At 41.9% G+C, this 21,984-nt stretch carries 20 protein-coding genes and 1 other RNA gene; 3 read left to right on the top strand and 18 right to left on the bottom strand.

Translation table 11 applies throughout. The features are described 5' to 3' along the window. Window positions 1-26: 26 nt before the first annotated feature. Entirely contained in the window at window positions 27-1,190 is a 1,164-nt protein-coding gene (locus IGJ44_RS08610; protein ID WP_430605632.1) for a VanZ family protein, read from the bottom strand. A 93-nt stretch (window positions 1,191-1,283) separates the two neighbouring features. Here IGJ44_RS08610 and IGJ44_RS08615 point away from each other — a divergent pair, with 93 nt between their 5' ends. Then, window positions 1,284-1,610, top strand: a complete 327-nt coding sequence (locus IGJ44_RS08615) for a hypothetical protein (protein WP_010748384.1) — start codon at window positions 1,284-1,286, stop codon at window positions 1,608-1,610. A gap of 156 nt (window positions 1,611-1,766) precedes the next feature. Here the strand turns inward: IGJ44_RS08615 and IGJ44_RS08620 are convergent, their stop codons facing one another. The 8 genes from IGJ44_RS08620 to IGJ44_RS08655 form a co-directional block, all read right to left on the bottom strand. Beyond that, a complete protein-coding gene (locus IGJ44_RS08620; protein ID WP_430605633.1) occupies window positions 1,767-2,000 on the bottom strand; it encodes a hypothetical protein in 234 nt (77 codons plus the stop codon). Next, window positions 1,997-2,377 carry a hypothetical protein gene (locus IGJ44_RS08625; protein WP_005226138.1) on the bottom strand — a complete coding sequence of 127 codons (381 nt, stop codon included), beginning with the start codon at window positions 2,375-2,377 and terminating at the stop codon, window positions 1,997-1,999. The genes IGJ44_RS08620 and IGJ44_RS08625 overlap by 4 nt, the downstream gene beginning before the upstream one ends. A gap of 83 nt (window positions 2,378-2,460) precedes the next feature. After that, window positions 2,461-3,120, bottom strand: coding sequence for an HD domain-containing protein (locus IGJ44_RS08630; protein ID WP_005226139.1), 660 nt, complete (start codon window positions 3,118-3,120; stop codon window positions 2,461-2,463). 146 nt (window positions 3,121-3,266) lie between these two features. Beyond that, window positions 3,267-4,781: a carboxypeptidase M32 gene (locus tag IGJ44_RS08635; RefSeq protein WP_074535773.1), complete on the bottom strand. Its 1,515-nt coding sequence runs from the start codon at window positions 4,779-4,781 to the stop codon at window positions 3,267-3,269. Further along, complete coding sequence (locus IGJ44_RS08640) at window positions 4,778-5,941, bottom strand: THUMP domain-containing class I SAM-dependent RNA methyltransferase (protein ID WP_010748389.1); 1,164 nt, start codon at window positions 5,939-5,941, stop codon at window positions 4,778-4,780. Before IGJ44_RS08640 ends, IGJ44_RS08635 begins: the two co-directional genes overlap by 4 nt. Before the next feature lie 66 nt (window positions 5,942-6,007). Beyond that, window positions 6,008-6,373, bottom strand: an RNA gene (gene rnpB, locus IGJ44_RS08645) — RNase P RNA component class B. A 24-nt stretch (window positions 6,374-6,397) separates the two neighbouring features. Beyond that, the gene (gene gpsB, locus IGJ44_RS08650) at window positions 6,398-6,808 is read right to left on the bottom strand and encodes a cell division regulator GpsB (protein WP_005226142.1); all 411 of its coding nucleotides are present in this window, start codon (window positions 6,806-6,808) and stop codon (window positions 6,398-6,400) included. Between the two features lie 71 nt (window positions 6,809-6,879). After that, window positions 6,880-7,425 carry a DUF1273 domain-containing protein gene (locus IGJ44_RS08655; protein WP_005226143.1) on the bottom strand — a complete coding sequence of 182 codons (546 nt, stop codon included), beginning with the start codon at window positions 7,423-7,425 and terminating at the stop codon, window positions 6,880-6,882. 70 nt (window positions 7,426-7,495) lie between these two features. Here IGJ44_RS08655 and recU point away from each other — a divergent pair, with 70 nt between their 5' ends. Both recU and IGJ44_RS08665 read left to right on the top strand, forming a co-directional pair. Further along, the gene (gene recU / locus IGJ44_RS08660) at window positions 7,496-8,122 is read left to right on the top strand and encodes a Holliday junction resolvase RecU (protein ID WP_015509744.1); all 627 of its coding nucleotides are present in this window, start codon (window positions 7,496-7,498) and stop codon (window positions 8,120-8,122) included. Between the two features lies 1 nt (window position 8,123). Next, window positions 8,124-10,445, top strand: coding sequence for a PBP1A family penicillin-binding protein (locus IGJ44_RS08665; RefSeq protein WP_034857413.1), 2,322 nt, complete (start codon window positions 8,124-8,126; stop codon window positions 10,443-10,445). A gap of 77 nt (window positions 10,446-10,522) precedes the next feature. On the opposite strand, the gene IGJ44_RS08670 is transcribed toward IGJ44_RS08665, so the two are convergent. The 9 genes from IGJ44_RS08670 to IGJ44_RS08710 form a co-directional block, all read right to left on the bottom strand. Beyond that, complete coding sequence (locus IGJ44_RS08670) at window positions 10,523-11,722, bottom strand: hypothetical protein (RefSeq protein WP_086295421.1); 1,200 nt, start codon at window positions 11,720-11,722, stop codon at window positions 10,523-10,525. Further along, window positions 11,722-12,573 carry a hypothetical protein gene (locus IGJ44_RS08675; protein ID WP_256925782.1) on the bottom strand — a complete coding sequence of 284 codons (852 nt, stop codon included), beginning with the start codon at window positions 12,571-12,573 and terminating at the stop codon, window positions 11,722-11,724. The genes IGJ44_RS08670 and IGJ44_RS08675 overlap by 1 nt, the downstream gene beginning before the upstream one ends. A 121-nt stretch (window positions 12,574-12,694) precedes the next feature. Next, window positions 12,695-13,174, bottom strand: coding sequence for a signal peptidase I (lepB, locus tag IGJ44_RS08680; protein WP_086295423.1), 480 nt, complete (start codon window positions 13,172-13,174; stop codon window positions 12,695-12,697). A gap of 18 nt (window positions 13,175-13,192) precedes the next feature. After that, window positions 13,193-15,244, bottom strand: coding sequence for a glucosaminidase domain-containing protein (locus IGJ44_RS08685; RefSeq protein WP_430605634.1), 2,052 nt, complete (start codon window positions 15,242-15,244; stop codon window positions 13,193-13,195). Window positions 15,245-15,503: 259 nt separating this feature from the next. Next, window positions 15,504-18,557, bottom strand: a complete 3,054-nt coding sequence (locus IGJ44_RS08690; protein ID WP_086295427.1) for a WxL domain-containing protein — start codon at window positions 18,555-18,557, stop codon at window positions 15,504-15,506. A 1-nt stretch (window position 18,558) separates the two neighbouring features. Beyond that, window positions 18,559-19,686: a DUF916 and DUF3324 domain-containing protein gene (locus tag IGJ44_RS08695; protein WP_430605635.1), complete on the bottom strand. Its 1,128-nt coding sequence runs from the start codon at window positions 19,684-19,686 to the stop codon at window positions 18,559-18,561. A gap of 13 nt (window positions 19,687-19,699) precedes the next feature. Next, entirely contained in the window at window positions 19,700-20,512 is an 813-nt protein-coding gene (locus IGJ44_RS08700) for a WxL domain-containing protein (RefSeq protein WP_074535768.1), read from the bottom strand. 41 nt (window positions 20,513-20,553) lie between these two features. Further along, window positions 20,554-21,357, bottom strand: a complete 804-nt coding sequence (locus IGJ44_RS08705) for a WxL domain-containing protein (protein ID WP_167827269.1) — start codon at window positions 21,355-21,357, stop codon at window positions 20,554-20,556. A gap of 14 nt (window positions 21,358-21,371) precedes the next feature. Continuing rightward, a complete protein-coding gene (locus IGJ44_RS08710; RefSeq protein WP_074535766.1) occupies window positions 21,372-21,746 on the bottom strand; it encodes an LPXTG cell wall anchor domain-containing protein in 375 nt (124 codons plus the stop codon). Window positions 21,747-21,984: the final 238 nt, after the last annotated feature.

The following is a 21,984-nucleotide window of genomic DNA, read 5'->3' on the forward strand; positions in this document are numbered from 1 at the left end:
ATTATAGCATATGTTGCCTTGTTTTCCTAACTTTCTTTTGTAATCGATTGATGATCGATCGTACTGATAGTATACGTTGCACTGCGGCGTTCATAGAAAAAGCGGCTTTCTTTTTTTATTGCTGCCCACAAGAGATTCAAGTAAAAACCAAACTGGATCAACCCAAAAATAACTACCATCAACAAACTAACGACTAAAAGCAGCAGATTGTTGGACTCAAGAAACGGTGCGAAAAAGATATTGACCCGACTGATGCTGGCATAAATCAGATAAAACAAACCATAGCGTTTCAATAAAGCCCCCAAGCTGACACGCTCACGGCCTTCTTGCATGATTTTGATTCGTACGAGTTTTTTTCCAATCGTTTGTCCTTTGGCAAGGTAAGCCAACAACACAAAGTACAGCAACACTTCAAGAGCAAAGTACCAATAGTCCCCACTAAAGTCCCGTACCGTCTGTTGAGTGAGCAAACGAACAGCGATCACCACAATAAAACTGACCACTTTCAGTATTACCCAGTCGATCAACCAAGCAAACACCCTTCGTGTCACAGTCACCCGAGTGCCTTTGGCGTAAGAATCCGCATCCATCTCTTCCCTTGATGGCAATAAGAACGTAAAAAGTGGGGCGATCGTCCAGCCCACAAGCCCTCCAACTGTATTGACAAAGAGATCATTGACATCGAATAAGCGATACGGACGAGGATAAATAAAATACAGTCCCGTCAACTGCGTTAATTCAAAAAACAACGTCAAGCAAAACGTAATAACGAGTGTTTTTAAAAAGGAACATTTGAAGTAATAACGCAAATAGACCCCAAATGGTAAGGTCAACAATAAATTAAAGAGTGGCTCAAGGAAGACCCCCTGCTTCATAGCGGGAAGATAGGTTTGCGGATCGTGAATGTTTAAGACGGTCTGTTGGACAAAATGTTGCCACGATGCCCCTAACTGCAATTCCATCTTAGGACCAGTCATCTGTGCTACCTCTTCGATCGAGGGCAATGGTAGGATAACTAAGAAATAGGCGCACAATAAATAGAAGACAAATGAATACAGAACCAGTGCGCGTGACAAGATAAAACGACCGTATTTTCGATATTGGATAACAAAAAAAATCATTGATATCGCCAATGCTAGGAAAGGAAAAACCAGCAAGGCAACCTTTATTGGGGTAATATAAGCGGACATAAAGAACTCCTTCACGTTTTCTTTTTATCTTACACGCTATTTCCCAAAACGTAAATTTTGGAGTATCATAAAAGAAAAGGAGGTTAAAAAACCATGTTAAATCCCTATTTTGCCTTTGGCGTACCGGCATTCCTTTTGGTTTTATATGCAGCTTTTGCTCTTTTTCGCCGGTCTTCCGATATTCCCTATTTAGGCTTCGTCCTTTTCATCATTGCTGGTTTTCTGACAGGATTTAGTTTACAAGTCATTCAACAAGCCATCAATGAAGTGGAGAAAACATCTCTTGAACACGTGCAAGAAACCCACCTTTACTCGCCTTACTTATTAGCGATTCCATTGATTGTGGGCATTCTTTTACTGATTGTCAACTTGATTCGCGGCTATTTAAAAGTCAAAAACGTTCGTCTGCGGACAAAATAAAAACAACTTACCTAGAAATACGAATTGATCTTGCTCCTCTTGACGGGAAATGAGATCGCTTCGTATTTTTTTGGTAAGCTGCCTAGATTGCTAGACCCCTTCTAAAGATCCATCCGCCACTTTCGTAGTAAAACAGTTTATCAACTAAAAAAAGGTTTATTCGTCGGCTAGTTCTTCATCCAGGTCTGTCTCTGAGGTATCAGCAAAAGACTCTTTCACATCATCATTGACTTGCTCCAATAAATATTGCCAATCACTATTCGACACAACCACCACATCGATATTCTTTTCTTCATCGATCAGCTCGAAATTCGAAACATCCTCTCCTAACTGCTGGAATAGGTCGATCAATGTTTGGTCTTGTAGCGTTACGTATTCAGTCCGTTTCATCCTTCTTCCCCCCATGAGTCAAAAAATTCATAAAACAAGATATCGAAACTAGTAAGATCGGTCATCTTTTGTAAAGTAGATAGATCTAAACGAATAAACGCTTTTTCCACTAATAAATAATGGTTTTCTTCCAGCGCTTCTTCGATAAATGGTAAAATCTCTTCTTCATCCCCTAATGTTTCACTAGAGATTTGGTCGATTTGATCAAACAAGCGATCATCTTGCAACAAAAAGAATTGATCGTCGTAAAGATAGACTGCGATTTGATATTGCCGGATGGGTAGCTCAGCCCGAATGACAAAAAAGCATTCCCCTGAATTGGAAATCGCTGGCAATAGTTCATTCGGTTGTAATGCCTGTTGGTAGTACATTTCCATCCCTCCTTTGTACTTATTATTATAAAGAACAATGGAGGAAAAAGGAAATAATCGAATTTCAGTTTAAAAAACTCTAAACAAAGTTAAACATCCCACTCTGCATAGAATTCTTCTAAAAAATCCTTCATGAAAGCCACACGTCGTTGGGCTTCTTTTTTGCCATACGCCGTGGTCATCTTTTCAGGAAGCAAAAATAGTTTCTCATAAAAATGATTGATCACCGTCGTTCCTTTTCGGTAATCTTCATGATTTTGAAACGTCTTTGGGGCTAAGTCACTGACATGGATCGGGTGTTGATGACTGCCACCAAAATAACTCGTCCGTAAAATACCGATCGCACCTAAAGCATCGAGACGATCTGCATCACGAACGACGCGGCCTTCTACTGAGACAACTTGCGCGCCTTGCAAAAGTTCTTTTGAAAAAGACAGATTCTCGATAATAGAAAAAATTTCTTTCGTTTGTGCTTCACTGGCTCCCGCTGTGGTCAAACAAGCTCGCACTTCATTAGACGCCGCTGTGACATCCGCCACAACTTTGTCATCCACCGTATCATGGAGATAGGCTGCCGCCTGTACGACAAAGCAATCAACTGCCAATTCGTCGGCATCAATGATGGCTTGACTTAACCCAGCCACTCGTTTGACATGATCAAACCCATGTCCTGTGTAATCATTCCCCAGAATACTTTCGGCATAAGCAATTACTTTGCTAAGATCGGCAACATTGTATTCTTCCTTCATTTTTTTCCTTCTTTCGATATGAAAGCAGCTAGCCTTCTTTTTTCGATGGTGTTTGATACAAAAGGAAAAGAAGTTCAACAAGACGAGCACCCCATGAAATAATTGGGGCGGCAACGTCTTGCGAAGCTTCTTTCCACTCGTTACTTTTAAGCGAAATCTTGCGTCTCGCTGATTTTATAGACGCTAAAATAGATCTTGCGTAAATAGTCTAATAGATATTGAGGATTCAATAATTCATCCGTTGCATCTAAAATCAATTCATTTGGTTTCTTGGATGCGCCATATTGATGGATATTTTCAGTCAACCATTTACGAATCGGTGAATAATCATCCGAAGCCAACACTTCATCGACATTGATTTCTTTTTCCATGGCATGGAGTAATTGCGCTGCATACATATATCCTAGAGCATAGGATGGGAAATACCCGAAGCTTGAACCTGACCAATGAACGTCTTGTAAGATCCCTTCCAAGTCATTTTCTGGACGAATCCCTAAATATTCCTCGTATTTGTCATTCCAGATTTTTGGCAGTTCATCGATCGATACGGTTTCGTTAAAGATCATTTTTTCGATCTCGTAACGAATAATAATATGAATGACATATGTCAGACTATCAGCTTCAATACGGATCAAGCTAGCTTTTGAATGCTTTAAGGAGTCATAGAAAGTGTCAAAAGACACATCATCAAACGTGCCTTCCGCACATTCTTGGAAAAATGGGTATTGCTTTGCCCAGAAATTGCGGTTGCTGCCGATAATGATTTCATTAAACAGCGATTGGGATTCGTGGATTCCCATGGACGCCCCTTCATGAACAGGCGTGCCTTCGTATTTCTCATCGATGTTTTGCTCGTACATCCCGTGACCAGCTTCATGAATCACACCGAACAGTCCCATCGAAAAGTCAGTTTCGCTCCAGCGTGTGGTCAACCGTACATCATTGTGGTTGATCCCCGTAGCGAATGGGTGGACCGTATTATCCAAACGGCCGCGAGAAAAGTCATAGCCTAAGTCGGCGATCACTTTTGAGATAAATTTACGTTGTTGCGCTTCGGTCATCTTACGTGAAAGGATCGAAGTGTCTGGCGCTGTTCCTTTTTCAGCCAATTGACGACGAATATCCATGATACCATCTCTCACTTGTGAGAATACGTTATCCAAGATCTCAACCGTCATATTCGGTTCGTATTGATTTAATAAGACGTCATAGTTCGTCAGCTCATTTTTCTTCCAATAAGGAATCAATTCTTTCGTTAAGCGAATGTTTTCAGAAAGAGCATCTTTAAATAAAGAAAAATCTTTTTCTTTACGGGCTTTGAGCCAAGCAGTATGTGCTTTTGACGTAGCTGAGGAAGCCGCCATCGCCAACTCATTGGGCACATCTTTTTGCAATTCATATTCTTCTTTGACTAATTGATACGCCGCTTTCCCTACTTCTGATAATTCATCTGGGTGTTTCCCGAAATAGCTGATTGCTTCTTGGATTGGTTCCCCCACTTTTTTATCAAAGTATAGACCATATAAATAGCTGTCAACTTCCGCACGGTAATCACTGGCTTTTTCTGGCATCCCTGTTTGATTATCCCAACCTAAGATCCCCATTGCTTGTTGTAATAGATCGATTTCTTTTAATTCTTTCAGAAATTCTTGTTCTTTCATTCAGCAGACTCCTTTTTGCGTGGCGGACGTTGTCCCCAGTATTGGAAGAGATCGGTACGAATGGCACCGTTGTATAATTTGCGTTTTTTTGTCGCTTTTTCGCCGTAATGGGTCTCAAAAGTCAAGTCACTGGTCAAAAAGTACTTGCTCCAGGTTTTAAGCGGTCGAAACACTTGGCCCATTTCCTGATACAGTCGCTGAACGGACGCTTCTTCTCCTAAGCGTTCGCCATAAGGAGGGTTAGCCACAACGACACCATACTCTTTTTCTGTTTTAAAGTCTTTAACGGCTTGTTGTTTGAAGGTGATCGAGTCTCCTAGACCGATTTCTTCCGCATTTCTGCGGGCGATCTCAATCATTCGACCATTGATATCCGAACCGGTAATATCTAATTCGACATCATAATCTGCTGCTTCATCTGCTTCTTTCCGTACTTTTTCAAATACTTCTGCTGGGAACCAATCCCACGTTTCGCAAACAAATTCCCGATTAAAGCCAGGGGCGATATTATGGCCGATCAACGCTGCTTCAATGCACAATGTGCCTGATCCACAAACGGGATCGACAAACGGCTTGTCTTTGTACCAATTTGTCAGCATCACTAAAGCCGCAGCCATGTTTTCTTTCAGCGGCGCGCCTCCTTTTTCTAAACGATAGCCACGTTTAAACAAACTAGGGCCAGTCGTATCCAATGTGATCATCGCATGGTCTTTCAATAAAGCGACTTCTAATTGGAAAAAAGCGCCAGTTTCAGTCAGCGGCACACTTGCTGGACGATGGTATACTTCTCTTAAGCGATTGACGATTGCTTTTTTGGTGATCGCTTGACAATCAGGTACGCTATACAATTTTGATTTGATTGATTTTCCAGCTACTGGAAATTCAGCGTCTAAAGGTAAAAAGTCTTCCCACGGTAACGCTTTAACTTCTTCAAACAGCTGATCGAAAGTCAATACGTCAAATTCCCCGACGACAATTTTGATACGGTCCGCTGTACGGAGCCACAAGTTCGCGGTAGCAATGGTCTCCATCGTCCCTTTAAAGCGCGCTCGGCCGTTTTCAACCTCACACTCGATCCCTAAATCCCGTAATTCTTTGCCCACTAGTGCTTCTAAACCGCTCGCAGCGGTGGCAATACAATTAAATGTTTTTTCAGTCATAACGCTCTCCTTCTTGGTATAAAAAAACCTTCCGTTGCTGGAAGGATTCCCTGATAGGTTGTGATTTTCTATAAGCCATGTTTTGTCCGTATTTTCCTCAGGGAGAAGAAAACACTGGGTAATTATCTATCTGCAATTACTTGCCTTCTTGCTCCGTTCATTTCCGTGCAAAAAGTGCCCCTACCATTGTTTGGGTTGCTCGCTCGAGGGGTTTACCGCGTTCCACCAAGACGGTTTCCCGCCTTGCTTCGTCACTGTGGCACTTTCAAGGATACTTTGGCATAGCTTACACCTTAGCCATTTTTCCTGCCGTTACTTTCTCAAGTACCCTAGCTTATGGTTTCGCTAGGCACGAACACTACAAGCATCTCAGCTTGTGCGAGCATGGACTTTCCTCAGCATAATCGAGTTATGCCGCAATTACCCGAAAACCACAACTATCTTTTCTACATTAGATTAGAATTGACGGGTTTTTTCGTTGTCATCTTCAAAATCAGCATTTGTATAGTTGCTGTTGTAGGAAGAAGAACGAGTGACAGGTTCTGATTCACGATCAAGCTTTTTGCCAAACACTTCTTTTTCAAGATTCGACAAACGTTTCAAAATATCAAAGTTTGTAACGGTTTGGCTTTTCGGCGCTTCTTGTTGAACACGAGATGCGATCGCTTGGTTTTTCGACAATTGATCGATTTTCGCTGTCAGACGGTCATTTTCTTCTTGCAGGGCTAAGATCTCTTTATTGTAGCTTTCGTAGTCTTTAATGATATTATCTAAAAACTCGTCCACTTCAACTGGATCATACCCGCGCATTTTTGTTTTGAATTCTTGTTGCAGAATATCTTTTGGACTATAAATTAAATTTGCCATTATTTACACCTCATTGTTTATTCCAAATGGTTTTCACTTTCTAGACCATTCTATCAAAAAATATACGAAAATCAAAGTAAATTACTATCAAATGTTGCGTTTTGTAGGTCATCCATTGTTATTTGATGAATAAAGTAGGGATTTTGCTCACTATAAGCTTTGGCATCTCTTAAGAAATAATTAGGTTTTCCTGGAAATTCGTCATCATATAACACAAGTGCGCCTTCGGTATGCTCCAGTAAAAATGCCGTGTGATTTCTTAATTGACTGGGGTCTTGGTAAGGCTTATGGCTGGTGGCATTGACATAATCGGCAAATGACTTCGCTGTTTGCAGTGCCTGCTGATTTGTTTCGTTCCAATTTTCACCAAACCCTTCAAAAGGAAAAATAATTCCTAGTTTCAGTTCTGGGTATGTTTGTTTTAATTGTTCAACGGCTTCGGCACACCACAGCTCCGCTCCAAGATTCCCGCTGATCAAGAGCCATTCTAACCCTTCTTCGACATAATTGGTCAAAGTCGACATTATTACTTTCTTAATAACTGCAATCTTGGGATCTTTTGCTTGAAAGACACCTAATTCATAATTACGATAGCCAGTAAAGTATAAGGTTTTCATTGTTTCTCTGGTCATCTCTTTTCTTTCCAAACGACTTTTTGGTATAATGTTGCCTAGGAGTGTGAACAACATGGTTATTCGTTACCCGAATGGACAATCTACTACCTATGATGACGGCAAAAAACAAAAAATGCAAGAGAAACTAATAAAGCCAAAAACGTATGCCAATCGTGGGATGCGTTTTGAAGAAGCGATCAATGAAAGCAACCTTTATTATTTGAATCGTAAACTTGCTGTCATTCATAAGAAACCGACACCAATTCAAATCGTGAAGGTAGATTATCCAAGAAGAAGCGCCGCCGTAATCAAAGAAGCCTATTTCCGCGAGGCATCCACCACTGATTACAATGGGGTTTATCAAGGGCAATATATCGACTTTGAAGCGAAAGAGACTCAAAACAAAACGTCATTTCCCTTTAAAAATTTTCATCCACACCAAATCAAGCATATGGAAGACTGTTTGGAACAAGCGGGTTTATGTTTTGTTCTTTTATGGTTTTCTAGTCTACAACGCTGCTTTTTTCTCGATAGCAAGTGCTTAGTTTCTCAATGGCACCTGCAAAAAGAAACGGGAAAAAAATCAATGACACTGGCCTATATTGAAACGAATGGGATTGAAATTATCCCTTCAATTGCGCCACGTATTCCCTATTTAAAAGCAGTTGATCAATTTTTAACGATGAAGGAGAATGATTAGTATGGCAAATGGATCACAATCGAGGACCTCTCGGCATGATTCTAAAAAAGGTACAGCTAAAAAAGCACCAAAGCCTCCTAAGGCAAAAGGCAAACGAAGCATTGGGAGTATTCTTTTAAAAGTATTTATGGGGCTGTTTTTCTTGGGCTGTATCGGGATTCTATCCGGGATGGGGTTATTCTGGTGGTATGCCAAAGATGCGCCTGCACTTGATGAAACACGCTTGGATTCAACGGTTTCTTCTCGTTTCTATGCGTCAAATGGCGAATTGATCACTGAATTCGGTAGTGAAACCAGAGAGAAAATTACAGCAAGTGAGATTCCTCAACTGCTGGAAGACGCGATCGTCTCTGTCGAAGATCGCCGCTTCTACCAGCATATCGGAGTCGATCCGATTCGGATCGTCGGTTCCGCATTATCCAATGCCACAACCGGCGGTATGCAAGGCGGAAGTACGTTGACACAGCAATTGATCAAGCTGTCCTTCTTTTCTACCAGCGCTGAAGACCAAACATTGCGTCGAAAAGCACAAGAAGCATGGATGGCGGTTCGTCTTGAACAAATGAAATCAAAACAAGAGATCCTCACTTACTACATCAATAAAGTATATATGTCCAATGGTGTATATGGGATGCAAACGGCCGCAATGAAGTTTTACGGCAAGCCGTTAGCTGAACTAGACCTTGCGCAAACCGCTTTGATTGCGGGTTTACCAAATGCCCCTTCAGCTTTTGACCCATTTGCGCATCCTGATAATGCGAAAAGTCGGCGAGATGTTGTTTTAGGTGCGATGCTGGAAAATGAAAAAATCACGCAAGCGGAATATGATGCGGCCGTTGCCGAGGATATTCAAGAAGGCTTGCAAGACAATCCCCGTGAAAACCAAGAGTGGAAATACTTTGACAACTACTTTAACGAAGTGATCGCTGAAGTCAAAGAAAAAACTGGGAAAGATGTGTATACTGACGGCTTAGATATTTATACTAATGTCGATATCGATGCACAAAAACGATTATATGACATCGTCAACAGTGACGACTACGTTGATTACCCAGATGACAAGATGCAAGTTGCCGCTACCTTAGTTGATGTCAACACAGGCAAGGTGACCGCTCAGATCGGTGCCCGTAATGTTGATGATGTTCTAGCAAATAACCTGGCTGTCAATGTCGCACGAGACTTTGGTTCGACCGTCAAACCAATCACAGACTATGGCCCTGCCTTTCAATTTCTACAAGATTCCACGGGTAGAATGATTTTAGATGAACCTTACACGTATAAAGGGACGAATATTCCTGTTTACAACTGGGATCGCCAATATATGGGCAATATCACCTTGCGGACCGCTCTAGCAGAGTCTAGAAATGTGCCGGCAGTGAAGCTGTTTGATGAAGTCGGCGCGGACAATATCGCAGACTTTCTCAGTGGTTTAGGAATCGAATATGATACGATCACCCAATCCAATGCGATTTCCAGCAATACAGATAAATTGGATGGCACAAAGTATGGGATCTCCAGTCTGAAAATGGCCGCTGCTTATGCTGCGTTTTCAAATGGTGGCACCTATTATGAACCACAGTACGTCAATAAAATCGTCATGCAAGATGGTACAGAAGACGAAGAATCCTTTAAAGTTTCTGGTCAAGAAGCAATGGATGATACGACAGCTTACATGGTGACCGATATCTTGAAAGATGTTATTTCAGTCGGAACTGGAACCAACGCGCAAATCGATGGTTTGTACCAAGCAGGGAAAACGGGAACGTCCAACTACACCGATGACCAGTTAGCACAACTGGATACATCGAATGGTGCCTACCCTGATATTACCTTTGCCGGCTATACTCCCTCCTACTCATTGGCGGTTTGGACAGGCTACAACGACAAAATGACACCGATCACTGATAGTAGTACCCATGTGGCTTCAGATGTCTATCGTGAATTGATGCGCTATGTTTCTGCTTCTGTAGAAAACACGGACTGGACAATGCCTGACGGATTGACACGGATCGGAAGAGAGCTTTATCTTGAAGGGACGTACACCCAACCAAGCTATTCAGCACCAAGTTCTTCCAGCAGCAGTTCCTACGTTGAACCAACGACACCTTCTACAGAAAGTAGCGAATCAACACCATCAAGTACAACAGAATCATCAAGCGAAGTAACACCACCAGTGACAACACCTGATGAGGATGATTCATCATCGGTCGTTACGCCTCCTGCTTCTAGTCAGGATCCCGGTTCAACAACACCTTCCAGCAGTGAGGATAATCCTTCCTCACCACCGGACCCGCCGGAACCAAACGATGGTAGTGTCGAATAATGGAGAATCGCAAAAAAACAGTAGATCAAAATCTGATCTACTGTTTTTTTTAATTCCTGCCATATAAATGTAGAAGCTTACTTTTCAAGCTCTTCAAACAGCAATTTTTTATCGGAAAGCTGATAAACTTGATTATGCAGATCGTCAAATAAATGAATCACATTTTCTTTCGTCTCGTTCACTTCAAAAAGAATCTCTTTGGCACGATCATGAATCCCATCGATCCGCATTTCTGTCGTACGGATCATTCGTTCAGATTCGATCTTCGCTTCTTGAATCGTGCGATTTGCTTTTCTTCTAGCAAAGACTAAAACCTCACTGATTTCTGTTTGGAACTGCTCGTTTTCGATTTGTAGGGTTGCATTTTCTTCCCGTAGTGCTTCGATCTTCGCCTGAAGCTCTGCGACTTCTTCATTTGATTCGCTAGCTGAAACTTTTGCTGCAAGCTCTTCTTTTTCTGCCAATTGCTGTTTCAAATCAGCAATTACTTCTTGCAACTGCTGGATTTCTTGCCGCTTCAACGTCCATTCAGCGCGTTCCTTTTCGTAATTTTGTTTCTCTTTTTGCTCTTTTTCTTGCTGAACAGCTAACTTAGCTTCTAATTGCTGGATCTTTGCTTCAAGTTTTTCTGTATCTACTTTTCTAAGCTGTTCTTCTAGGTCTTTGACTTTCTTATTCGCTTCTACTAGCGAAGCTTTTAATTCTTTTGCCTCTGCTTCTTGTTGAGCCACTACCTTCTGCTGTTTTTTTAACTGTTTTTTTTCTTCCTGTAGTTGCTCGTTTTCTAAAATCAATTCTTTAATTTCAAAAGATAAATTTTCAATCATATGATCCTTTTCTTGTTCTTCTGACTCTTGCTGATGTGTCTGGTTTATACTCAATTCTTTCTCCATACGTTCTCCTTTATCTTCAACGAGTTGACTATCCTTGGCGTGGTTATCACGGTTCCCAGAGGATTTTTGCTGCACTGCTATCTTTTTGACACTTTGATCTGTCTGTTGATCAACAGATACTCTTTGCTGAGAAATCGGTTTTGCTAAAGTCTGTGCGACAGGTTTCGCTGTTTCTTTCTGAGTTTTAGGTAGTTCATTGTCCGCTTGTCGATTGGTTCCTTTCTCTTTTTTTTCAGGCGTAGCCTTTGCGGACCCTTGATCCTCAATGATTCCCTCTTCTTGATTTGTCTCCTCAAATTCATTCAACTCTTCTATGGATAATTGATTTACTTCATCCATTAGCTTTTGGACAGAAAACAAACCTTTGTTTTTCTTTTTCATCATTAATTTTTCACACTGCCTTTTTGTTCATTTGTATTGATCGTTTCACTTTGATCCGTTTGAGGAGTAGACGATATGCTCTCGCTCCTCTCGTTGTTGGCTACTTCTTGAGCATCAGTGTTTGGGAATCTGCGTTCTAAAAGGGTCCAGACCCCATTCTCGTCACGAATGATCGTCTGCTCAAAGGACTGATCAGAATCCTTGGAAAATTGGACAGAGAAGGTTCCTTGGGTGATCAGGGGAACGTTCTGCATATCATGGAGTAGATAAGAAAAATTCTCTTCCCATCCGTTTAAGTCATCAATTGATGGTAATTTGCTAGATAGAACAATCGAGATTTCTTGCAAAGGCTGATCAACAAAAATCATCGCTACAGTGCGACCTAGATATGGTGATAACTGATAGGCCAACTCATATTCAGCTGCGAACTGTGCTTCACGATCATTGGAGACGAGTAAATGCTCCCAATCAATCGCTTCAAAAGAAAAGCCGTTCTCAGGATATGCAAAAATCGGCATACGCATCCATTCCGTTTGTTCAGTTCTTAGCGCGAAGACTTCCTCTTTCAATTGACTGGTTTCTTCTTGCAGCTTTTGCAAATGAATGCCGCCTGTCAGCTGAAAAACTGTTAGTAGCAAGACACTTACGATTATGGCACTACTGCAGCCCAATACAATTAGCAGGTGCCCACTGCGCAGGTTGTGCTTAAATAAACGCAGTTTCCTTTTGGCTAAAGCATCTGACGACAGCTGCTTTTCAACTTTTCTTAATAAATATTCTCGATACAATCGCCAACCGATGATACTACCTGCTCCAATGGCAAGCAGTATCATCCCAATATAGATAAAAATCACAGTCTCTTCCTTCCATCAAAACTAAAATTCGTTTTATTCATCTATTTTGATACAAACTTAGTCTTGTTGATATGTTGCAAGAAATGAATCATCGCAAACTTCCTTTCAAAAAGCTGATGTGTCAGAAGAACGTGGTCACCACACCATAAAAGGTTTTACTTGAAATGATTCCAAATTCTCTACTATCACTTGAAGTGAGCAGTGCATCGCCAACGACAAAGTACTCATCTTCTTTGAGGTACCCCCGAATCGGCAACGCCTCAACGGCTTCATCCTTCACAGTGATCATAAATGAAAAATCAAAGTCAGTATCCTCCGCCCCAATCAACAAACGCTCCTGTGTACGAACGAAGGAATCCCCCGGCACACCAATCACTCTCTTGATCAAAAATTTTCCTTCCTGTTCGAAAGCGATCAGCTGATAGCGATTTGGCTGGCGCTTTTTATGAATCAGCACAACTTGTCGATCCTCGATCGTCGGCAGCATGGACGTTCCTCTGACTAACGCCAGTCGATACGGCTGAAGAAACACAATAAGCAATAGGACCATCAAAAAGATACCGCTGATAGGAAGACCTATTTGTCTATGCCTTTTACTCATATTGCCAGCCCTCCATCCTTATTTTGGCATAATATATGAAACACTTGATGAGTGCGCCAATTCATTGCTGATCACGCGATAAGAGATTGTGGTTCCACCATAGACATTTCCTTCTGAAACCAAAATACCATTTGGACCAACGGCTTCAACAAAAGCGACATGACCATAACGAGGATCAGATCCAGCTGTTCCAGGTGCAAAAGAGATCATACTGCCTGCTTTAGGCGTTTGACTGACGTTGTAACCTAAACGTCGTCCGGTATTGCCCCATTGACCACCATTTCCCATGTAGTCATCTACTTGACCGCCTAATTGACTCACGCGATTGAACACATACCAAGTACATTGTCCAACAGGATACGAACCAGAAAGATTGTAGTCACGACCGTTGTATTCTGGGAATGTCATAAGGGAGCGATACTCTTCTGGAATTTGTTCTTTTCCTTGGATAAACAAGCCTGTTTCTGTTGCGATCACTTGGTCATATTGCGTCAATCCATAGACCGCAATCAGTGAATTGATTTTTTTACTATAATTAACATCAGTCGCATAAGTGCCCGTCAAAGCATCTGCTGCCCGAAGATAGTTTTTTGATTCAGAGCACCACACGTCTTGATAAAAGGTTGGATTTCCAGTGATTCCTCCGCGAATCAATTTGACATAATCTGCCATGGAATCTCGATAACTTGAATAGGAACGAAAGGCGGCTTGAATTTGGAAAAGTTCCCCGTTGCCTTTATCTTCCATTGTTGGTAAAGTCACGCTGTTTCCTTGATAACTGCCTTTGATGCCAAAAAGGTTATAATGGGGACTGCTGGAAAGCCCGCTGTCGCCACTGCCGCTTTCAAGGATCGCTTGCGCGATCAAAACAGAAGCAAAGACATCGTATTCTTGCCCTAAGCTTTGGGCTTCTTGTGCCAATGTTTCAATAAACATCTGGGTCTTTTGATTCACTGTAAATTCGTAAGGGGCTGGATATTCAGCAACTAGCTTTTCGCCATATGTAGCCAATTCAGGATTTGATAGCCGTCTGATCGATAGCGGCTCTTCGATAGAAACCCGCTGAACTTCGATGGCAGTTTTCATTGGCTCTTCTTGATTTGTCACTAAACTTGCTTGGTAACCATCTGCGAGGTAGATACCGATTAACTTATTTGCGTCATATAAAAGATCCCCCGGCTGTAATTGTTCAACCTGCTGTTCTTTTTCTATCCAGCTAGCTTCCCCATTTATAACCGCTTTGATCCGTTCATTGATCCATTCGTCCATCGTCAATGGTTCTTCTAGTTCACCAATTTGTCCGATGATCTCGTAGACGAATGCCGCTTGCCATTGCGCATCATAATCAGCTAATATCGGCAAGGTGAAATCTAACAGATTCGAATCTGCGATCTTTGCTGCCCGAAAACTCTCTGGTAAATCAATAGTACGTCCATCATAAAAAGAATTTTTCAAGTCAGAAGTAGCATCTGGTGTTTGAACGACAGGGTTTATTACTTGCTCAGGTGCAATAATCGGAGGTGTTTTCGGCTCCTCTTTTTTTGCATTTTCAGTATTTTCGTTGCTATCAGTTGAAATTTCATTTTCTTTTGGTGCCAATGACTCATCAATCAAGTCGGTCTCTTTTGGCTTGTTCTCTGTTTCTACTTCTAGATCGTCCGTTTCAGCATCTATTTTTTCCTCTTCCTCGGAAGGTTCCGTGGACTCTGATTCCTCTATTTCGGTCGTTTCCGCTGACTCGGTCGTTTGCGTTGAGTCTACTTCTTCAGACGAATCGGGAGTTTCTACAACGGTATCTGCTGTTTCTGAATCCATAAGCGTCTCATTTGATTCGGTGGATAGCTCGGTCGAGCCCTCCGTTTGCTCTTTGCTGACGTCTTCTTGACTCTCTTGGTCTTCTGCTGCCGATGAATCTTGATCATCAAGTTCCTGTTCGACATTTGTATTTTCTGAATAGTTATCAGGCTGAGGGCTTTCTTTCGCCAGCAATACGGGAGAAACAAAAAGTTGGCTTGCTAAAATCCCAGCACTGAATAATGTCAGATATGACTTCTTTTTTTTACTCTTCATACAGTTTCCTTTCTCTTGTTTCAGCTGGCATCATTGGTTTTGAACAAAACCTGACGAACTGATTCAAAGCTGCTTGAATAGTTTTTGCACGAGTTTAGGTGAACTCTATATCTTCGCGGTTATTATGAAGTAAGCGTGATCTACCGCAAAAAAACGGTAAAACCCACTGCTTTTCAAGCGATTTACTCACTATCTTCCTATCAAGAATGGAAGCTGTCATAGGTGTCAACAGCTTCCATTTGATAAGATTGAGCATTGATCATTCGGTAGATGGGACAAAACTTAACTCCCATTCAATCGTTGCTTGGTAGGTCATGTTACGCGGATTTGATCCAATGGGAACTTCAAGTTTGACACTATCCCCCATCGTCCCCATATCCCCGTAGCGCTGAATCCAGGTACCGCTTCCTTCATTTGCATCTGCTTCAGCGATCAAAGCGGGTACCCCAGGATCAAGGATCATTGATTCACTATAAGTGGGAGGAATTGCTGAATTGGCAGCATTCGTCAGCATAACTGCATTTTCTAAAATAATTCGTGCACCCCGAAGTTCTTCTCCTCGATCATTACGAAATCCTGCAGCGGATAATGTCGCGTTAAGTTCCCAACCGGTAAATTGAGCGCGCCGGTCAGAAATCTGCACGTAATTTGGCCGTTCCTCAGTTACTGAGCCATCTGCACTGCTAAGACGTTGCGGCAATGCCTTGTACTGTTTGGTATCTGCACTTATTGATACATCTCCAAAGCTATACTGGGAGATGAAATCGACACTGATAAACCCTAAATGGTCTGGTATATCCGGTTTATTTTCTGGGTTCACTTCAATATCTGGCGCGATCGGATCTCGTGGATTCATTGTGGCAATCTCTTGAACAACTGTTTCATCTGTATCGAATTTTCCATTTAAGAAAGCGTAAGCCGTCACCGTATTATGTTTTGTAAACCGATCCCCCTCGGCTAAGGTCAAGCTGAAATCACCATTGGCATCTGCTTGAAGATGAAACAAGCTGTTATCATCAAAAGAAGGTGATTGCAGTTGCGGTGCGGGAATAACTGGATCTCCGTCAAAACGAATCACACTATAAGGTGTGGCTTTTCCTCTAATGATTCTTGATCCATCTAGTGCCGGGTCTTCCGTTAATGGTTCTAAATGAACTTCGACATCTGGAATATATTCAAATAGGATACGTTGTGCTCTTGTGGTAAAATTCGCGCGAAAATGATCAACGATCTCTTGTGAGATGGAAGAAACATTCGAAATCGATGACAAGGTAGAGGAAAAATTCACTTTTAAATTGAAGATTGGACTCCAACTGAAGTCTGGTTCCTCCGTCAAGTTTCCATGCCGCCATTGCTTCGCTGCTTGAATATCCACATCTAATAGCCCGCCGCTGCCGGAAATCGAAATAAGGCTACTATTTGCTGCATTTCCGGTAACCGCCCTTGTTTTCTCTAAATTGATGCGTTGTGCATCCGCAAAAGTGAAGGTTGAGGCCGAGCTCAAAAATGTCATCAAGGAATGAGAGGGATTGGTTCCGTCTGACTTAATATCCAAGATTCCTTCTTTAGCAACAATAAATGTGGCGGCACCGGCTACATGGATCACTCCGGATGTGGTGGTCCCTTGATTCACTGCATCAATTTCGACACTGCTTTTATTTCCAATAAGCATCGTGCTTCCAGCACCCATGTAGATAATGTTATAGGACCATCCATTGAGGCTTGTGGTACGTCCGTCAGCTTTGATTACCACTTTGCTATCCTCAGACATTTCAAAGTGGGCGCCGCTTGCATACATACTGATTGCGGGGGAGTTGGCTCGGGCATTCAAATGCAGCTCTGATCGATTACCGATATTGATCCGTCCATTCGCAATATAAATATTTGCTCCAAAAGCCTCACCGGCTGTTCCAGCTGCACGCAGGGACATCTTTGCATCATTGCCAATAGTCATACGCCCCGTTGCATAATATAAATAGATATTGCCGGAATTTATTGTCGACATGTCAACTGTTGCGTTATCAAGAATTTCCAATTGTGTTACTTCCATATTCGCTTGGTTGGTTGCATTGATCGTTTGCACACGTCCAGATCTGGAAGTATATGTCGGAGTTTGATGCGATATTACTTCGCCAGACATAATAACAGGTGTCGCTAACGAGTGGATCAACTGATTGCCCGCGTTGGTTAAATTGTGGTAACGCATTCTGGATAGATTTTGCTGAGGAATACTCATATTCGTAAAGTTCATAAACCCATACCAGTTGCCATGAACGACATCGATATTTTGATACGTAATGTCCCACGGCGTTGCACTATTGACGGTACTATCATAAAATCCGACAGCAACAGCTCTAAAGTCGATTTGATACCCATTGCCTTCGATCACAAGCGTTCTTGAAATTCCAGAAGCATTGGTCCAAATATAGGCTAATCCATTTGTTGGGTTGGAAGTTGCACTTCCCACAGCCACTCCAGAAACTCCTTGAGTAGGATTATCCGAAGATTCAAAGTCGTTTACGATATTGATATAATTTACATCTTTGTTCACGATTGCCGCCATAAATTCTTGCCAATTGGAAACATCTCGGTGACTGATTTCGTTTAACGGTGTGACCGGTTCTGTCAATTGGGCAATCGCTTCTGCTTGATCAGCTTCTGTGTCTTGCTGATTCTCGTTTAGGTTCGCGTCATTGGAAGGTTGCGTGGTTCGTTCCCCTTCCTGCGGCGTCTCTGATGGTGAGACTTCTGTCTCGATCGTTTCATTATCTGCATCATCATCCGAGTCCTCTTCCCCGTCATCTTCTGCCTGTACTTCGATCGTTAGTTCCGCTTCACCTATAATCAGTTGATAATCGCCTATTTTATTAAAGACGATAGGAATCTCGAACTCCATTAGCTCTTCATCAAAGGTAAGCTTCCATTCCTGTTCTTCTTCAGACAGCTTTTTACTCTTCACTTCTGCAGCAAATTCTTCTTCCACGATCAATGCTTCTTTCGCTACAACTAGCGTAATCTCATCTAACGGTTGGCTTGATACGACGAAAACATCGATCGGTTGATCCACGATACCTTCAATCACACTAACTGGAAACTGAAAAAAAGGATTATGGATGTCAAATTCTTTTGTTTGGATCGGTTGTGTTGCTTTATCAAGCAAGGACATGTTCTGCGTTTCGTCCAATGGTTCAATCGTGTGATCGATGGCGTGGATTTCTGGCAATAGTAAACTACTCAGACTTGGAAAAAAAGTTTGCACACTTAGTAATCCAATAATGATCGCAATTATTACCTTGTGTGGGGTATTCTTCATTTCAACTATTCCCACCTTCCTTTGCCTTTTTTTTCTTATGAACAATTAGGATGATCACAAGCAATAAAAACAAGCTGATTAGACCAGCCGTGGCGATCATCCACCAATTGAGCGACGTATCTACATTGACATCGAGTTCATTTAAGCGGCGAGCATCTTCTGCCTCCACGCTAAATGTCTGTTCCCAAGACCACTCTTCCTCTCCTGACCGTGCAGTAAGATTTAATACATACTCCCCATTACGAAAACGATCGCCATTCAAGGGAATTGGGAAATGCATATGTGAATTAGGAGCCATTTGCATCGCTGCTTGACTTGCTTCATATAAGATCGTCTCACTGCCAACAGATCGAATTTCAGCTGTTACTTCCAATTGATTGACAAATGTCGATGTATAATTTTGGATAACAGCACTAAATACGTTTCGGTAATTTACTTGATCGGCAAAAACATCAAGCAGTTCCAATCCCGGATCCATTGCGGACCGATTGTTGCTTACTACCACACCAATGACATAGGAAAATGCATTCCGTATGCCTAATCCTTCTTCAGCAGATTGTGTTTGCTCCTCTTTAGAAATAACTTCATTGATTCGAATGCCACCTGCCAAAACCCCTTTGAATTCCTCTTCTGGCATCGCAATCGGTAAAGAAATGATTCGTTTTTCTAATGGATCTAACGATATGGTTTCCGGCACCTCTACCAGTTCATCAATTGATGCAGGTAAAGTCGGATCAGGGGATTCTGCATCCCGGCCATATTCCACAACACCATTCACATTCGTAAATGCCGTATGGGCAGAAATTTCTATTTCGATCGCTTGATCAGAACCATTTTCGATCTCTAAAGCCAATTCATCACGTTCTCTTGCCCCAAGATTTAAATCGAAATACCCCAACGCCCCTCCTTCCAGCTGACTTTCTGGTAAGATAGGCGTCACATAGAAGTTTAATTCTGATTCTGTCTGAGCATAGCTCAATCTTGGCGAAAAAAAGAATGATAGCAGGATGACCGCACAGGTAACCGTTTTTATCCATTTCATTCTTATACGTTGTTCAGTCAAAAGTGGTTCTCCTTCCAAAAAAGGCAGGAATAATTTACTATTCCTGCCAGTTGTTTCTTGTTGCAAGCTATGATCCTTCTTACGGATTTACTGTTTCGCCGCCACTATCAACAGAAGCAGTTAGCGTCCATGTCATTTCCGCAGTATAGTTGGTTGCTAGCTGCGTGGTAGAGCCTGGTACAAATAGTTGAATATCATCATTTCTGATAATTTCGTCTTCTTGTTTATTAAGATTTTGTTCCGTCAATTTTTCTTGATCTCCCCAGTAAATCGATGAAGCGCCCGCGCCTTGACCGACCGAAGCACGCATGACAGGAATGTCTTGATCGTTGACATCTAGGATCAACGCATTTTGTTCTTCACTATTGATAACGGCACTTGGCTGTAAGTCTCGATCACCTTCGCCTTTGTTGAACACGATCTCAGGGTTTGCCAACTTGATTTTTGCCCCAGTCAAAACATCCCCTGATTCAGAAGTAAAATCAGTTAGACTAACATTTAATGTCCAACCAGCATGCGTTCCTCGGGTATCTTGCACTTGGGCAAATGATACATACGGTGTCGTACCTGATTGATCAGCCAAATTACGCTCATCTGCAACCATTGAATACCAACGATCACTGGTAGAGATAGCATTCTGACCAAAATCAAAAGTTTTTGGTGCATAAGCAATGGTAAACGGACCCGTTTGCCCTGGCGGTGTTGGTTCGATTGTTTCTACTTCTGGGTTTACGACTGGAGGCTGTACCTCTGTTAGATCGCTTCCGTCTGAGGTAAATCCTATAACGTTATCGGTAGTCGTTTCTAATGAAGATTGGGCAAAGGCTTGAACGCCTCCGGCTAGTAAAGTGGTGGATAATACAGCGACCGTAGCTAAACGAATCTTTTGCATTTCTAGTTCCTTCTTTCTTTTTTATTCAGTACAAAACCAAGTTATTGAACCGTTTCTCCGTCCGGTCCGGCTGTTGCAGCCAATGTCCAAGTAAGGGTTGCTTCATAAAGAGCAGCGTCTTTTGCTGTTGATCCAGGAACAAGTAATTCGATTCCGGCATTTTCAACAACCTCTGCGCCTGCTTCCACTTGTCGATTGATTTCTTCCTGATCGCCCCAAACGACTGACGAAACGCCGGCACCTTTTGTTTGAGCGGCGGTCAGAACCGAACGCTCACTATTTGTAGCATCTAAAATCAATCCATCCGCATGAATTTGTGGTTCATTTTCTTGGTTGCTTCCGTTATATTCCAATTTCGGCGAATTAAAACGAATTCTTGCTCCAGTCAGTTCATTATTTTGTGTTCCTGATTCAAAAGCACTTAATGAAACTTTTAAATCCCAACCAGCATTTGTCCCTCGCGTATCTTGGATTTGGGCAAATGAAACATACGGAACTCTTTCTTCACTATCTTCCGCGTCTTTTAGCTTGTGTAATTCAGCCACTAGCTTATATTCTTGATCGGTATTAGAAATCACTTGCTCACCGAAATTAAGCGTAGGTGCGTAAGCAATCGTCACTGGTCCTGTTTGTCCTTCAGGGCCGACTGGATTGATCTCTACATCTGGACCATTAGGACCAGGATTTGGTGGTTGAACCACTGTCGCTTCGCTATCGTTTGGTACAAAGAGAACTTTCCCTTCTGTATCATGGTTTGTTACACTTTCAGTAGCGAAGGCTTCCGCGCTAATAGTAAATAAAGTTGCAGCTAAAACAGCTGCCGATGCAAATCGTACGAATTTCAAATTCATCCCTGCTTTCAAATTATTTGTCTTTTCTTTTTAACCATCATAAATTTTGATCGATGTTTGGTATATTGCGCATACAATGCAACCAGTACGAGCAGTAATCCAAGCAAGATTACGCCGTAAGTTTTTGTCTCGTTGGTCTTTGGTAAAATGCCACCTGGTTTTGCTACCTCTTTTGGTGGCGAGATATTCTCTGTAGGGCCTGCTGGCGGTGCTGGTTTGGGTTGGCCAATAGGCTCATAAACACCGGTAAAAAGCACAGAGCTTTCTGTTTCAACCGACTGCACTTCCTGAGCATTCACCGCTGCCGTAGAAATAGTTATCCCATAAAAAAGAGTGCAAAACAGAACCATACGAACTAATTTCCATACATTTTCTCCTTTCATTCTCCCTCCTCCTCTATACTTGCCACATCTTATAAGTGATCTTTTCAAAACTGCGTTTGTCTAGTATCCGTAACAAAAATGATTATGAGATTGTTAAAGAATCATTTCGAAATTTGCAACGCTTTTTCTGTCATTAGCAAAATAGCAGAGAAAGACTTATAACCTTTGACAAAGTTCACTATACTGATGATTTCCACAGATTTGAAATACTATTTTTCACCAATAGGTGAATTTTCTT

This window comes from Enterococcus sp. DIV1368d, assembly GCF_050542975.1.
GTDB classification, from domain to species: Bacteria; Bacillota; Bacilli; order Lactobacillales; family Enterococcaceae; genus Enterococcus_D; species Enterococcus_D casseliflavus.

What these genes read in the sequence shown, in the direction of transcription:
- IGJ44_RS08610 (WP_430605632.1), bottom strand. Translation starts at nt 1,190, where the DNA reads ATGTCCGCTTATATTACCCCAATAAAGGTTGCCTTGCTGGTTTTTCCT.
- IGJ44_RS08615 (WP_010748384.1), top strand. Translation starts at nt 1,284, where the DNA reads ATGTTAAATCCCTATTTTGCCTTTGGCGTACCGGCATTCCTTTTGGTT.
- IGJ44_RS08620 (WP_430605633.1), bottom strand. Translation starts at nt 2,000, where the DNA reads ATGAAACGGACTGAATACGTAACGCTACAAGACCAAACATTGATCGAC.
- IGJ44_RS08625 (WP_005226138.1), bottom strand. Translation starts at nt 2,377, where the DNA reads ATGGAAATGTACTACCAACAGGCATTACAACCGAATGAACTATTGCCA.
- IGJ44_RS08630 (WP_005226139.1), bottom strand. Translation starts at nt 3,120, where the DNA reads ATGAAGGAAGAATACAATGTTGCCGATCTTAGCAAAGTAATTGCTTAT.
- IGJ44_RS08635 (WP_074535773.1), bottom strand. Translation starts at nt 4,781, where the DNA reads ATGAAAGAACAAGAATTTCTGAAAGAATTAAAAGAAATCGATCTATTA.
- IGJ44_RS08640 (WP_010748389.1), bottom strand. Translation starts at nt 5,941, where the DNA reads ATGACTGAAAAAACATTTAATTGTATTGCCACCGCTGCGAGCGGTTTA.
- gpsB (WP_005226142.1), bottom strand. Translation starts at nt 6,808, where the DNA reads ATGGCAAATTTAATTTATAGTCCAAAAGATATTCTGCAACAAGAATTC.
- IGJ44_RS08655 (WP_005226143.1), bottom strand. Translation starts at nt 7,425, where the DNA reads ATGAAAACCTTATACTTTACTGGCTATCGTAATTATGAATTAGGTGTC.
- recU (WP_015509744.1), top strand. Translation starts at nt 7,496, where the DNA reads ATGGTTATTCGTTACCCGAATGGACAATCTACTACCTATGATGACGGC.
- IGJ44_RS08665 (WP_034857413.1), top strand. Translation starts at nt 8,124, where the DNA reads ATGGCAAATGGATCACAATCGAGGACCTCTCGGCATGATTCTAAAAAA.
- IGJ44_RS08670 (WP_086295421.1), bottom strand. Translation starts at nt 11,722, where the DNA reads ATGATGAAAAAGAAAAACAAAGGTTTGTTTTCTGTCCAAAAGCTAATG.
- lepB (WP_086295423.1), bottom strand. Translation starts at nt 13,174, where the DNA reads ATGAGTAAAAGGCATAGACAAATAGGTCTTCCTATCAGCGGTATCTTT.
- IGJ44_RS08685 (WP_430605634.1), bottom strand. Translation starts at nt 15,244, where the DNA reads ATGAAGAGTAAAAAAAAGAAGTCATATCTGACATTATTCAGTGCTGGG.
- IGJ44_RS08690 (WP_086295427.1), bottom strand. Translation starts at nt 18,557, where the DNA reads ATGAAGAATACCCCACACAAGGTAATAATTGCGATCATTATTGGATTA.
- IGJ44_RS08700 (WP_074535768.1), bottom strand. Translation starts at nt 20,512, where the DNA reads ATGCAAAAGATTCGTTTAGCTACGGTCGCTGTATTATCCACCACTTTA.
- IGJ44_RS08710 (WP_074535766.1), bottom strand. Translation starts at nt 21,746, where the DNA reads ATGAAAGGAGAAAATGTATGGAAATTAGTTCGTATGGTTCTGTTTTGC.